The organism is Vogesella perlucida (assembly GCF_979366545.1).
In genome coordinates, this window is sequence record NZ_CEETRO010000008.1 from 192,609 (window position 1) to 206,688 (window position 14,080).

General features: G+C 62.2%; 10 protein-coding genes. 5 read left to right on the plus strand and 5 right to left on the minus strand.

Annotated features, from left to right (window positions below; translation table 11 throughout):
* The first annotated feature begins 52 nt into the window (after positions 1-52).
* Positions 53-1,366, plus strand: a complete 1,314-nt coding sequence (locus tag ACZ9XP_RS13185; protein ID WP_170253719.1) for a PAS domain-containing sensor histidine kinase — start codon at positions 53-55, stop codon at positions 1,364-1,366.
* Positions 1,367-1,370: 4 nt separating this feature from the next.
* On the opposite strand, the gene ccoS is transcribed toward ACZ9XP_RS13185, so the two are convergent.
* Together ccoS and ACZ9XP_RS13195 are read right to left on the minus strand one after the other, a co-directional pair.
* Positions 1,371-1,544 carry a cbb3-type cytochrome oxidase assembly protein CcoS gene (gene ccoS, locus ACZ9XP_RS13190; protein WP_147687931.1) on the minus strand — a complete coding sequence of 58 codons (174 nt, stop codon included), beginning with the start codon at positions 1,542-1,544 and terminating at the stop codon, positions 1,371-1,373.
* The gene (locus ACZ9XP_RS13195) at positions 1,544-3,979 is read right to left on the minus strand and encodes a heavy metal translocating P-type ATPase (RefSeq protein ID WP_465188568.1); all 2,436 of its coding nucleotides are present in this window, start codon (positions 3,977-3,979) and stop codon (positions 1,544-1,546) included. The genes ccoS and ACZ9XP_RS13195 overlap by 1 nt, the downstream gene beginning before the upstream one ends.
* Before the next feature lie 51 nt (positions 3,980-4,030).
* Here ACZ9XP_RS13195 and ACZ9XP_RS13200 point away from each other — a divergent pair, with 51 nt between their 5' ends.
* Together ACZ9XP_RS13200 and ACZ9XP_RS13205 are read left to right on the plus strand one after the other, a co-directional pair.
* Entirely contained in the window at positions 4,031-5,020 is a 990-nt protein-coding gene (locus ACZ9XP_RS13200) for an NAD(P)H-quinone oxidoreductase (RefSeq protein ID WP_147687933.1), read from the plus strand.
* 191 nt (positions 5,021-5,211) lie between these two features.
* Complete coding sequence (locus ACZ9XP_RS13205; RefSeq protein WP_147687934.1) at positions 5,212-5,832, plus strand: hypothetical protein; 621 nt, start codon at positions 5,212-5,214, stop codon at positions 5,830-5,832.
* A gap of 140 nt (positions 5,833-5,972) precedes the next feature.
* On the opposite strand, the gene tyrS is transcribed toward ACZ9XP_RS13205, so the two are convergent.
* Entirely contained in the window at positions 5,973-7,247 is a 1,275-nt protein-coding gene (gene tyrS, locus ACZ9XP_RS13210; RefSeq protein WP_147687935.1) for a tyrosine--tRNA ligase, read from the minus strand.
* A 202-nt stretch (positions 7,248-7,449) separates the two neighbouring features.
* On the opposite strand from tyrS, the gene ACZ9XP_RS13215 reads away from it, so the two are divergent.
* The gene (locus ACZ9XP_RS13215) at positions 7,450-8,100 is read left to right on the plus strand and encodes a cytochrome b/b6 domain-containing protein (RefSeq protein WP_147687936.1); all 651 of its coding nucleotides are present in this window, start codon (positions 7,450-7,452) and stop codon (positions 8,098-8,100) included.
* Positions 8,101-8,339: 239 nt separating this feature from the next.
* Positions 8,340-9,764, plus strand: a complete 1,425-nt coding sequence (pyk, locus tag ACZ9XP_RS13220; RefSeq protein WP_147687937.1) for a pyruvate kinase — start codon at positions 8,340-8,342, stop codon at positions 9,762-9,764.
* A 252-nt stretch (positions 9,765-10,016) separates the two neighbouring features.
* Here the strand turns inward: pyk and ACZ9XP_RS13225 are convergent, their stop codons facing one another.
* Positions 10,017-10,712, minus strand: coding sequence for a hypothetical protein (locus ACZ9XP_RS13225; RefSeq protein WP_147687938.1), 696 nt, complete (start codon positions 10,710-10,712; stop codon positions 10,017-10,019).
* Positions 10,713-10,775: 63 nt separating this feature from the next.
* The gene (locus ACZ9XP_RS13230) at positions 10,776-13,922 is read right to left on the minus strand and encodes a type I restriction endonuclease subunit R (RefSeq protein ID WP_465188571.1); all 3,147 of its coding nucleotides are present in this window, start codon (positions 13,920-13,922) and stop codon (positions 10,776-10,778) included.
* Positions 13,923-14,080: the final 158 nt, after the last annotated feature.

Sequence of the window (14,080 nt, forward strand, 5' to 3'; positions counted from 1 at the left end):
GTTGGGCGCATCTGTTTGCCAAGGCTGTGTGGAAAAGGGCCGGATTATGCTAGTGCTTGTGCTTTTTTGCCTGTTTTTTGTTTGCCTGGGTTTGCTGCTCACCGTGTTCTGGCAGCGGCGGCGCATGCGGCACATGCAGTTGGCCGCAGCCAGCCAGCGCCAGGCGCTACAGGATTTTCTGGCGGTAGCCAGTGACTGGTTCTGGGAGCTGGATGCCGATGGCCGCATTGTGCGCTGCTCTGCCGCGCTGCAGCCTTTGCTGGGGGTGGCCCCGGCCTCGTTGTACGGGCTGCACTGGACGACCCTGCAGGCAGTGCAGGGCTCGCCCGACAGCAGTCAGCGCCTGGCTGCACTGTTTGCTGCCGGGCAGCCGTTTTGCCAGCAGGTATTTTTGCTGCAATGCCCCGACGGCGCGCAGCGCCATATCTTGCTCAGCGCTATACCTTGGCACGATGCCGCCGGCCGACTGGGCGGTTACCGTGGTACCGGGCGCGATGTATCGGACTGCCAGCAGCTGGCAGCGGCGCTGCGCCAAGGGCAGGCGGATAGCGTGCAGGTGGCGGTGGGGCAGACGCTGGCCGAGCAGGCTCTGGCGCTGATCGACGCCAAGCTGGCGGCCGAGCACGCTTGCCAGGCCAAAAACCGCTTGTTGGCCAATGTGTCGCACGAGCTGCTTACCCCGCTGCACGGCATGCTGAATTTTGCCGAGATCGCCAGGCTCAAGCTGGCGCGCGGTGATACGCAGCGCGTAGCCGCCCATTTGGCAGCCATTGGCGAGAGCGGGCAGCGCCTGGCCTACCAGCTGAATGGCTTGATCGACTTGGCGGCGCTGGATGCGGGGCGGCGGCCATTTCACTGGCAAAGCCTGAATATGCGCCAGCTGGTAGAGGACTGCGTGGCGCAACACGAGCTGGTGTTGCAACAGCATGGCCTGCGGGTGCGCATTAGCAGCCACCCCTTGCCGCGCCTGGTGGCAGACCACGGCAGCCTGCTGCAGCTGCTGGGGCAGCTGTTGAGTAACGCCATCCGCTTTTCGCCACCGGGCGGCGTCATCGATATCCAGATCGACCGGCTGGAAAGCTGCCTGCAGCTGCGGATGCAAGACCAGGGCCCCGGTGTGCCGGCTGGCGAGGCACAGCGGATATTCGAGGCGTTCGAGATGGGCCGCCAGGGCCAGGATAGCGGCCACGCGGGGCTGGGCCTGGCGATTTGCCAGCGTATTGCCGTGGCGCACGGCGGGCAGATCGGCCTGCAGCCGGGCGGGCAGGGTGCCTGCTTTGTCTTGCAGCTGCCCTTTGTTGCTGGCCAGCCCGTGGCCGCGCTACCCGCTGCCGGGCCAGCCGCCGGCCAACAGGTGGCGGGCTAGTTGGTCAGTCCGGTTGCTTCGGCTTGTCTTGCGGGCTGTCGTCGTCGTCCATCAGGATGCGGTGGGCCGGGCCTTCCAGGTCGTCAAACTGGCCGGAACGGGTAGACCACCAGAACAGCAGGCCGATAAAGAACACCAGCACGATGCTCATAGGTATCAACAGGTACAGGCTTTCCATTACTTACTCCGTTTGGTCAGGCGCAGGGCATTGCTCACTACCAGCAGCGAGCTGAGCGCCATGCCCAGGCTGGCAAGCCAGGGCGTAACCCAGCCGGCCATGGCCAGCGGCAGGGCCACCAGATTGTACAACGCGGCCCAGGCCAGGTTCTGGCGGATGATGTGCATGCTGCGCGCCGCCAGTGCCAGCGCTTGGGGCAGGCGGCCCAGCTCGTCGCCCATCAGTACCATGTCACCACTGGCGCGGGCTACATCGGTACCGCCACCCATGGCCAGCGATACGTCGGCGCGGGCCAGGACCGGCGCGTCGTTTACCCCATCCCCTACCATCAGCACGCGGGCGCCGCTTTGTTGCAGGCTGCCCACGTAAGCCAGCTTGTCTTCCGGCGTGGCAGCAGCGCGGCAGTGGGTGATGTGCAGCTGGCTGGCCAGGCTGGCGACGGCTGTTTCTGCATCGCCAGACAGCAAATGTACGCGCAAGCCGCGTGCCTGCAGCGCGCTAATCAGCGCCGCGCTGTCGTCGCGCACCTGGTCGCCTATGGCAAACACCGCGGCTACGCCACGTGCATCCCCCAGCGCAATGAGGGTGGCGCTGGCCGGCAGGTCGTCCGGCAGGGCCACGTTACCGCCCAGTTCTGCCACGAAGGCCGGGCGGCCCAGGCGCCAGCGTTGGCCGGCAATGTCGGCCTCCACGCCCTGACCGGGGTAGTTGCTGCGTTGGCCGCAAGCGGGTAGTGCGGTGCCTTCCGCGGCCTGTAGCAGGGCGCGGGCGATAGGGTGCTCGGAGCCTTGCTCCAGCGCGGCGGCAATGGCAAGCGCCTGTTCTGCATCCGGATGGCTGAAGTGATGGCTGGCCAGCAACTGCATGCGGCCGTGGGTGAGGGTGCCGGTTTTGTCGAATACCACATCGCTGATGCGCGCCAGCGTTTCCAGCGCGTGGCCACGGGTAGTCAGAATACCCAGCTGCGCCATGTGGCCGGTGGCAGCGGTGAGTGCCGCCGGGGTGGCCAGCGACAGCGCGCACGGGCAGGACACCACCAGCACGGCCACCGTTACCCATAGCGCGTGCTCCTGGCTGCCCACCAGGCTCCAGCCGATATAGGTGGCGGCTGCGGCCAACAGCAGTATGGTGACGAACCACACGGCGTAGCGGTCGGCCAGCTCGGCCAAGCGCGGTTTTTCCGCCAGCGCCTGGTCCATCAGCCGCACGATGCCGGCCAGGCGGGTGTCGCTGCCGGTGCGGCTCAGGCGCAGCAGCAGTGGGCTGGCCTGGTTCACGCTGCCGGCAATTACGCTGTCACCCACCTGTTTGGCAATCGGCGTGCTTTCGCCGGTAAGCAGGGCTTCGTCCACGCTGCTCGCGCCTTCCAGAATGTCGCCGTCGCAGGGGATGGTCTCGCCCGGTTTCACCAGCACCACGTCGCCCACAGCCAGTTGGCTGACGGCCACTTCCTGCTGGGTGTGATCCTGCGGCCAACCTGGCACGGCGTGGGCAAATGCGGGAATCAGCTTTACCAGCTTTTCTGTGGCCTCGCCGGTTTTGCGCCGCGCCATGCTTTCCAGGTAGCGCCCGCCCAGCAGTAGGAAGATGAACATCGACACCGAATCAAAATACACACCGTGTTCTACCTTGTTCAGCAGCGCCCACAGGCTGGCGAAGAAGGCGGTAAGGATGCCGATGGTGACCGGCGTATCCATGCCGACGCGGCCGCGCTTCAGGTCGCGCCAGGTGCCGCGGTAAAACGGTATCGCCGAGTACAGCACCACCGGCAGCGTGAGCACAAAGCTGGACCAGTGCAGCATCCACAGCCACTGGCTTTCTATCTCACCATCCGGTGCCATGTACACCGGGTAGGCGTACATCATCACCTGCATCATGGACAGGCCGGCTACCCATAGGCGGTTCAGCGCGGTTTTGCGCTCTTGCTGGTGCAGTGCTTCCTGGCGCGAGGCATCGTAGGGGTGGGCACGGTAGCCAATGGCGCTGATGGCTTCCAGAATCTGGCTAAGCCGCAGCTGGCGGGTATCCCAGCGTACGCGGGCGCGGTGGGTGGCGTAGTTGATGTCTACCGACAGCACGCCTGGCAGCTGGCGTACGTGGTGTTCGTTCAGCCACACGCAGGCCGCGCAGGTAATGCCTTCCAGCATCAGCGAGGCTTCGCGTATGTGTTCGTCTTCTACATGCACAAAGCTGTGCTGCAGCGCCTCGTTATCGTAAAGCTGCATCTGCTGCAGCAGCTCGGCCGGTACCGGCTCGGCCTGGCGCTGCTCGGCGGTGCGGTGCTCGTAGTAGTCGGCCAGGCCGCTGTCGATAATGGTCTGCGCTACCGCCTGGCAGCCGGCGCAGCAGGCTTGTTCGGTGCGTTCGCGATAGCGGATAGGAAAAGCCTGCCCGTCGGGGATGGGCAGGCTGCAGTGAAAGCAGGTCGGGTTCATGGCGTGCTATTGTAGTGCAAGAGATGCTACTTGTTTTGCCGAGGGTCAATCATGTCCATGCTGCACGTTACACAAGCCGCCCCGGGCGGCGCCGAGACACTGGAAATCGCCTTTGCCGAAAAGCCGCAGCCGGCGCCCGGCCAGCTGCGCGTGCGCGTGCTGGCGGCGGGTATCAACCGTGCCGACATCGTGCAGCGCCAGGGCCACTACCCACCGCCCAAGGGCGCATCGCCGGTGCTGGGGCTGGAAATCGCCGGCATTGTGGACGCGGTTAATGGCCCGTCGCGCTTTCAGGAAGGCGATGCGGTATTTGGCCTGGTAGCCGGTGGCGCTTATGCCGAGTACGCGCTGCTCGATAGCAGTGCCGCACTGCCCAAGCCCGACCTGATGAGCTGGGCCGAGGCCGCCAGCCTGCCCGAGGCGTGGATGACGGCGTGGTTCAATCTGGTCGACATCGCCGCCGTCCAGCCGGGCGAAACGGTGCTGATTCACGCTGGTGCCAGCGGTGTGGGCGCCGCCGCCATCCAGCTGGCCAGCCTGCTGGGCGCCCGCGTGGTAGCCAGCGCCAGCAGTGAAGAAAAACGCCAGTTTTGCCGCAGCCTGGGTGCGGACGAAGTGATCGACAGCCGTCAGCCCGGCTTTGCGGCCAACCTTAAGGCGCAGGGCGGGGTGGACGTGGTGCTGGACCCGGTGGGCGCCGCGCTGTTTGACGACAATATCGCAGTGCTCAAGCCGGATGGCCGCCTGGTGGTAATCGGCATCATGGGCGGTAGCAGCGCCACGCTGAACCTGGGCCTGCTGCTGGTCAAGCGGCTGCGCCTGCTGGGCTCTACGCTGCGCAGCCAGCCGGAGGCGGTGAAGGCAAGGTTGGCCGCAGCGCTGGAGGCCGAGGTGCTGCCCGCACTGGCCGACGGCCGCGCCCGTATCACACTGGATAGCGTCTACCCGCTGGCCGCCGTGGCCGACGCGCACCGCTACGTAGAAGACAACCGTAACCTGGGCAAGGTGGTGCTGAGCCTGCAGCCTGTCATCATGCCGTAATCGTGTTTCGATAATCTGGCGTCAACAGCAAATCGCTTCTGCTGGATGGACCTGGATGGGATGCGGGGGTTGCCTTTGGACAGGCAACCCCTCTTTTTTTGCCCGTCATCCACGCCGGTAGCCTGTGCTAGACTGCGCGCTTGCCAGCGGGGCGCCAGCCGCCCCGCCCAACGAACACGAAAGCCCCACGCATGACTACCGGCAACGAGCCCTGGCGCCACGCCAAAAACCTGCAGCAAACCCTGGACACCCTGCTGGCCGAGGCCATCACCGCCAGTGGCCTGTGTCGCAAAATCGCCGAACAGCTGCATTCGCAGCAGCAACAGCAGGGCGAACGCAGCGCGCTGTCCAGCAGCTTTGGTCTGCTGGTGCGCAACAAGAAAAAGAAAGAGTTTATCGGCGGCTGGCTCAATTACCAGATCAGCCTGTCCGGCGACGGTCTGCCGCAGCGTGCAGATGGCCAGCCGTGCGCGCCGGTGCTGCACGTGGCGCACTGGGGCTGCGAGTTTGCCTTTGAATACGATGCCTACGTGGGCTTTCCCGCCACCCAGTGGCAGCCGTGGCAGCAGCAGGGCGATAGCCTGCTGTGGTGGGACGAAAGCGATAGCACATTCGGGCCGGAATGGACCTACACGCTAGACCTGGCGGCCTTGAACAGCGAAGACGCACTGCGCGCTGCCGTGGTGGCCCCCGCACTGGCGCTGCTGGCCGGCAAGCCGGTAGCCGAGGCGCTGCCCGCCACGACACCCGGCCTGCTGCGCTACCGTAGCGTGGCGGACGCCAGCGGCGACACCGACTTGCGCGTGCTCTGAACGCCAGTTGATCACGTAATACGCGATGCGGCCAACCTTGCCAGTCAGGGTTGGCCGCAGTGCTTTTGGCGCGGCCAAAAAGCACAACACCCAGCGCGGGGCCGGGTGTTGTGTCCTGCTGTCAGCACAGCCGGTAATGCTTAGATCCAGCTGATCAGCGTGTGGTTCTTCTTGCCGCGTTTCAGCAGGCTGTACTGGCCAAACAGGCGGTCGCTATCGGTTACCTGGTAGTCCAGTGCCTCGATCTTGTTGCCGTTAATGCTCACTGCGCCGCTCTGGATAAACGTACGCGCTTCGGACTTGGACTTGGCCAGGCCACCTGCCACCAGCGCGTCGATCAGGCCGGCTTGTGCCAACTCGATCTGCACGCTGGGCATGCCGTCCTGCGCCAGCTGCGCCAGGTCGGAGGCGGTCAGGTCGGTGATGCTGCCGCTAAACAGGCTGGCGCTGATGCGCTGTGCTGCATCGACCGCGGCCTGGCCGTGTACCAGCGCGGTGGCTTGCTCGGCCAGGATGCGCTGCGCTTGCGGCTTGGTGCCGCTGGCTTTGTCCTGTTCTTCGATGGCGTTGATCTCGTCGATGGACAGGAAAGTAAAGTAGCGCAGGAACTTGTACACGTCGGCATCGGCGGTGTTCAGCCAGAACTGGTAGAAGGCGTACGGGCTGGTCTTGCTGGCGTCCAGCCACACCGCGCCGCCTTCGGTCTTGCCGAACTTGGTGCCGTCTGCCTTGGTCACCAGCGGCAGGGTCAGGCCGTACACCTGCTTCTGGTGGATACGGCGGGTCAGGTCGGTGCCGGCGGTGATATTGCCCCACTGGTCGGAGCCGCCGATTTGCAGCTGGCAGCCGTGGCGGCGGTACAGCTCGGCAAAGTCGTAGCCTTGCAGCAGGCTGTAGCTGAATTCGGTGTAGCTGATGCCCTGGTCTTCGCGGTTGATGCGCTGCTGCACCGACTCTTTCTTGATCATCTGGTTTACAGAGAAATGCTTGCCGATATCGCGCAGGAACTCCAGTGCGCCCATGCCGCCAAACCAGTCGTAGTTGTTGGCCATGATGGCGGCGTTGTCGCCGTCAAAGCTCAGGAAAGGCGAGACCTGGCCGCGGATTTTTTCTACCCAGCTGGCAATCACGTCCGGGGTGTTCAGCTTGCGCTCGGTGGCCTTGAAGCTGGGGTCGCCGATCATGCCGGTAGCGCCGCCCACCAGTGCGATAGGCTTGTGGCCGGCCTGCTGGAAGCGCTTCAGCACCAGCACGGGTACCAGGTGGCCCAGGTGCAGGCTGTCGGCGGTAGGGTCAAAGCCGCAATACAGGGTCACGCTTTCCTTGGCCAGCAGTTCTTCGAGGGCAGCCGCATCGGTTTGTTGTGCAATCAGACCGCGTGCTTGCAGATCCTGGATAAGGGAGGCTTGGGACATCTGTATTGTTCTCCTGAAAGGGTCGGGGCGCAGGCCCCACAGCAAAACAGCAAGTTTACCCGATTTTGCCGTTTTGCTGCGCTGGCACAATGGCGGCTAACATTTGTTAAGGAATGCTTCAGCACTTGTTACCGTAGCAGGGTTAAAATCGATCCGGCATGAGGACAGTCGGCAGCCAGCCGGCGTTACAGGGAGAGGGTAAATGAGCAATAAAGTAAAAGTATGGGACGTGCCGACGCGTCTGTTTCACTGGACACTGCTGGCCATGTTTGCGGGTATGTGGCTATCGGCCGAAAACGGCCAGCTGCAAATCCACACCAAGATGGGCGTGGCGATGCTGGTACTGGTGGTGTTTCGGGTGTTGTGGGGTTTTGTGGGTAGCCAGACGGCGCGCTTCAGCGACTTTTTCAAACCCTGTCAGGTAAAAGCCTATCTGCGCGGCGAAGTCAGCGAAAACCAGCAGCCCGGCCACAACCCGCTGGGCGGCCTGATGGTGCTGGCGCTGCTGGGTGCTTTGCTGGTGCAGCTGGGCCTGGGCCTGTTTGCCGCCGATGTGGACAGCTACACCTTCGACGGCCCGCTGGCCACACTCATCGACAGTAGCCTGGCCGAGCAGATCACCGAGTGGCACGAGCTGTGGTTCAACGTGCTGCTAGGGCTGGTAGGCGTACACGTACTGGCCATTGTGGCTTACCGCAAGCTGAAAAACACCAACCTGGTACCGCCCATGATTACCGGTCACAAAACGCTGGCAGGCGAGGTCAAGCCGCTGCGCTTTGCCCCGGGCTGGCTGGCGGTGGTGGTGCTGGCAGTGGCCGCCATGCTGGTTGTCGGTGGCCTGTCGCTGGTGTAATAGCGTCCGCCGAAACACAAAAGGCACGCCGCGGCGTGCCTTTTGTTTTGCCTGCCAGGTAGTGGGCGTGTTACGTGGCGATAGCCAAGGTTGGCCGCACGGTGGCAGGTGGCGGGGGCTGGCGGCATTTTTTGCCGTGAATGCAAGCGTAATCCGCCCGCAAATGGCTTTAACTGTAATCAATTTAGTACATGGCTATTTCGTACCATAATGCAGGCAGAACCCAAGGAGACAACACCATGACCCGTCGTACCAAAATCGTCGCCACCCTCGGCCCTGCTTCCAGTGACCCTCAAACCCTGGAACGCCTGCTGCAGGCCGGGGTCAACGTGGTGCGCCTCAACTTTTCGCACGGCACCGCGCAAGACCACATCGACCGTGCCGCGCTGGTACGCAGCACGGCAGACAAGCTGGGCATACCGGTAGCCATCATGGTGGACTTGCAAGGGCCCAAGATCCGCGTGGGCAAGTTTGCCAATGGCAAGACCACCCTCACCAACGGCCAGGCCTTTATCCTGGATGCCGAATGCCAGCTGGGCGACGACGGTCGCGTAGGCCTGGACTACAAAGAGCTGCCGGGCGATGTAGAGCCGGGCGCCGTGCTGCTGCTGGATGATGGCCGTATCGTGCTGGTGGTAGAAAAAGTACTGGGTAGCCAGATTCACACCAAGGTCAAAGTGGGCGGTGTGCTGTCCAACAACAAAGGCATCAACCGCCAGGGCGGCGGCCTGTCTGCCCCGGCGCTCACCGCCAAAGATATCGACGACATCAAGGTAGCCGCGCAGCTGGAAGCCGACTACGTCGCGGTATCCTTTCCCAAAAACAGCGCCGACCTGTACATGGCCCGCACGCTGATCAACGCCGCCGGCTGTCAGGCGCGCATCATCGCCAAGATCGAGCGCTGTGAAGCCATCACCAACCTGGACGACCTGATCAACTCCGCCGACGGCATCATGGTGGCGCGTGGCGACCTAGCCGTAGAAGTGGGCGACGCCGCTGTGCCAGCGCTGCAAAAGCGCATGATCCGTGCCGCGCGCGAGCGCAACAAGCTCACCATCACCGCCACGCAGATGATGGAATCCATGATCAGCAGCCCGGTGCCCACCCGCGCCGAGGTGTCCGACGTAGCCAACGCCGTGCTGGACGGCACCGACGCGGTGATGCTGTCCGCCGAAACCGCCGCCGGCCAGTTCCCGGTAGAAACAGTCGAGTCCATGTCCCGCGTGTGCATGGAAGCCGAAAACTCCAGCGACTACCAGCTGGAACGCACCTTCCTCAACCGCGAATTCAGCCGCGTAGACCAATCCATCGCCATGGCCGCGCTATTTACTGCCAACCACCTGCCTGTGCGTGCGCTGGTGTCGCTCACCCAGACCGGCTCCACTGCGCTGTGGATCAGCCGAGTCAACTGCGGCGTGCCCATCTACGCACTGACGCCCGAAGTCAGCACCTACCGCCGCCTGGCCATGTACCGCGACGTATTCCCCATGATGCTGCCCGCAGCCACCGACCAGAAGAAACTGCTGGCCGCCGCCGAGCGCAAGCTGCTGGAACGCGGCCGCGTCGTGCAGGGAGACGTGCTGGTGGTGACCATCGGCGACACCGTAGGCATGATGGGCCACACCAACACCATGAAGATCATCAAAGCGGGCGAAGCACGCTAATTGATCGCTTGAGGCTCACCTTGTAAACACTGCGGCCAACCTGTTACAGGTTGGCCGCAGTGTTCTCAGCTACGCGCGGCTGGCGACTATGGTGCGGTGGGGCGCGTTAGAGCAGCGGGCTGACAGGTGTCCTGGTCGCCAGCAATTTATGCCGTGCGAAGTAGAAAAGTCGTGAGAGGGTGGTACATAGCAGGAAGTCTGAGGCTGTCCGCGTCTTGTTACAGAAAATAGTGCCGGGCTAGCTTTCGTAGCTTAGTTGCGGTAGCGCACAGGTATTTCATCATCCAAGGCCCTCAGCGCAGTCCAAGGGGTAGGGTGGCCTATCAGACGCACTTCGCATTCTCCCTGCAGAAAAGCCGAGTGATTTTCTACTAAAGTCTTGTTTTGTCTTTGTATTGACTCATCCAGCCTTTTTGCCCAGTACCCGCTATCTTGCCCATAAAGGATAGATAGCCAGACGGCGAGAATGGCATTGCCGCCATAACGGGAGAGCCCAACACTGGAGGGGGAGAATGTGCGCCAGAGGCTATAAATATCGCCGCAGGCACGATCGTGTTGCTGTATGTCTACGCGTAGCTTTTGGATTTGGCGCTTATCCCGCTGCCAATCTGCCAGGTGGAAGAGTTTGTACATCAAGCAACTGACAGCCTGAAAACATAGTGAAACGGGCAGGAGAATAAGCGCTAGCAACAGGGAAAAACCAATGCCTGCGAAAGGGCCGATGATTCCGGGTTTTCTCGCCGCATGACCGGCCTGAGCCAATGCAAGGTGTACCAGTGTATCGCTGGGCAGTTTCCAGCGATTGGCATGTATGCGTTGTTTTTTAAGCTCGGCCTGGCAATAAGACAAAAGCAGATCCAGGCACAGTCGCTCTTTAAGCAAGTCATTCTGCAGTGCAGTTGGCTCAACGCTGGCCAAGTCTGGCGAGGGTGCAGGGGGTGATTTCATGGCGACGACTCTAGCAGTCTGTCAGTGTATGTGCACAATCTTATCCAAGGCCTCTTGTTTTGCTCACACCCACTCCTCACCCAGTGCCTCGGCTTGTTGCAGCACTAGCTGCACGGCGTCTTCGGCCTGGTCCGGCGGGTATTTGTATTTGCGCAGGATGCGCTTGACCATGATACGCAGCTTGGCACGTACGCTTTCGCGCTGCGACCAGTCCACGCTGATATTGGCGCGCAGGTTTTCTGTCAGCTCATGGGCAATTTTCTTGAGTATTTCGTCGCCCAGGGCCAGTACCGCGGCTTCGTTATTGGCCAGGGCGTCATAGAACTTCACCTCATCATCGCCGAGCCCCAGCGCCTCGCCACGGCGGGCAGCCTCGCGGAATTTTTTGGCCATTTCGACCAGCTCTTCCATTACCTGGGCGGTTTCGATACTGCGGTTCTGGTAGCGCTTTACCACGCTGCCCAGCAGGTCGGAGAACTTCTTCTGCTGAATGACGTTGCTGGCAAACTTGCTGCGGATTTCGCCCTCCAGCAGCCGTTCCAGCAGCTCTACCGCCAGGTTTTTCTCTGGCAGGTTACGTACTTCGGCCAGGAAGTCATCGTCCAGCAAACCGATATTGGGCTTATCCAGACCCACGGCATCGAAGATGTCCACCACCTCGTCGCTCACCACGGCCTGGCCGATGATCTGGCGGATGGCCAGCTCTTTTTCTTCGTCGCTGCGTTTTTTGTCCGAGATGTCGCGCTTGGTCAGCAGCACCTTCACCGCCTGCAAAAAGGCGACCTCTTCGCGTACGGCCTTGGCCTCGTCCAGCGTGCAGCACAGGCTGAAGGCCTTGCTCATTTGCAAGGCGGTATCGGCAAAACGCTTCTTGCCGTCTTTTTGGCCCAGTACGTGGTTGGCCGCACCAGCCAGCAAGCGCAGGCCGCCTTTGGAAAAGTCGCCGTAATCAAAACCGTGCAACAAAGCGCGCAGGATATCGAGCTTTTCTTCCAGTACCGCCCAGGCCTCGGCGGCATCCACCGTGGGTTTGCCGCGCCCATTGCTGGCGGTGTATTCCTTTAATGCGGCTTTCAGTTCGTTGGCGATGCCGATGTAGTCCACCACCAGCCCGCCCTGCTTGTCGCGGAACACACGGTTGACGCGGGCAATGGCCTGCATCAGGTTGTGACCCTTCATCGGTTTGTCCACGTACAGCGTATGCACGCACGGCGCGTCAAAGCCGGTGAGCCACATATCGCGCACAATCACCAGCTGCAGCGGGTCGGCCGGGTCTTTGAAGCGCTTTTCCAGCCGCTTTTTCACTTGTTTGGCGTACACGTGCGGGCGCAGCAGCGCCTTGTCGCTGCTGGAGCCGGTCATCACGATCTTGATGGCGCCTTTTTCCGGGTCGTCATCGTGCCAGTCTGGCCGCAGCGCACGGATGGCATCGTACAGATGTACGCAAATCTCGCGGCTCATCGCCACCACCATGGCTTTGCCACGCTGCGCCTGCTGGCGCTGTTCGAAGTGTGCCACCAGGTCGGCCGCTACTTGCTGGATGCGCGGGTCGGCGCCGACGATTTTTTCCAGCGCCGCCCATTTCGACTTCAGCCTGGATTGCTGGTCTTCTTCCTCGTCTTCGGCCAGTTCTTCTACTTCGTCGTCTATCTGTGGCAGTGCGTCCTCTTTCAGCCTGAGCTTGGCCAGACGCGATTCGTAGTAGATGGCTACGGTGGCGCCATCTTCCTTGGCCTGCTGCATGTCGTAGATGTGGATGTAGTCGCCAAACACGGCGCGGGTATCGCGGTCTTCGCTGGCTACCGGCGTGCCGGTAAATGCTACAAAGGTGGCATTGGGCAGCGCATCGCGCAGATGCTGGGCAAAGCCCACCTGATAGGTAGTGGCCAGGTATGGTGCACGGGCTTCTTGCACCAGGTTGGCCGCAGGCGGCAGTTTGCGCTGGCGCAGCTTGGCCTCGAAGCCATACTGCGTGCGGTGCGCCTCGTCGGCGATCACCACGATATTGTGGCGATCGGACAGGGTGGGGAAGGTGTCTTCATCCGCGCCGGGGGCGAACTTCTGGATAGTGGCAAACACAATCCCGCCCGATGGCCGGTTTGCCAGCTTGGCGCGCAGGTCCTGTCGCGTTTCTACCTGTACCGGCTGCTCGCGCAGCAGGTCTTGCGCCAGCGAAAACACGCCGAATAGTTGGCCGTCCAGATCGTTGCGGTCGGTAATCACCACAATGGTGGGGTTTTCCATGGCGGCTTCACGCATCACCCGGGCGGCAAAGCAGGTCATGGTGATGCTCTTGCCGCTGCCCTGGGTATGCCACACCACGCCGCCCTTGCCCTTGCGGCTGCCTGCCACATCGGGGTGAGAGGCAGCCACTACCTGGCCAATCGCCGAACGCACGGCATGAAACTGGTGATAGCCGGCAATCTTTTTCACCAGCGTACCGTCGTCTTCGAACAGCACAAAAAAGCGCAGGTAATCCAGCAGATACGCGGGCGCAAACACGCCGCGGATCATGGTTTCCAGCTCGCCAAACTGGCCCAGCGGGTCGAGCGCCACGCCGTCTATGGTGCGCCACTGCATATAACGTTCGGCATTGGCCGATAGCGAGCCCATGCGTGCCTGGCTACCGTCCGAGATCACCAGTACCTCGTTGTACTGGAACACGTCCGGGATCTGCGCCTTGTAGGTCTGGATCTGGTCAAACGCCTTCCAGATGTCGGCGTGTTCATCCGCCGGGTTTTTCAGCTCCAGCAGCACCAGCGGTAGCCCGTTTACAAACAGGATGATGTCCGGCCGCCGCGCATGCTTGGGGCCTTTCAGCGTGTACTGGTTCACTGCCAGAAACTCGTTGCTGCCGGGGGTGTTTTCCCAGTCGAGCAAGCGCACAAAGTCACCGCGTGTCTCGCCGTCCTGCTGGTATTGCACCGGCACACCGTTGACCAGCAGGCCATGAAAGTGCCGGTTGGCGGCCAACATGGACGGAATGCCCAGCTCCATCACCTGCGCCAGCGCATCCTCGCGTGCCACCAGCGGCACGTGCGGGTTCAGCCGCGTAATGGCAGCGCGCAGGCGCTCGATCAGCAGTGGCTGGCGGTAATCGCTGCGCTCGGCGTGCTCGCCCTCTGGCGCTATCGCCGGGCCATAGACGTGGCGATAGCCGGTTTCCACCAGCCAGCTTAGGGCTTCCTGTTCCAGTTGGTCTTCGGTCATGGCGTCAGGCCCGAAATGGGGCATTCAATTTTCCTGAATTCAAGGCCAACATCATAGCGCAAACCCATGCTGTTTAATGCCTTATGCATCGAAATGGATAGGCAAATGCAAGCCGTCCGGGTGCAGTAGGGTGTCTTTGTCCAGATCAAACGGCAGCA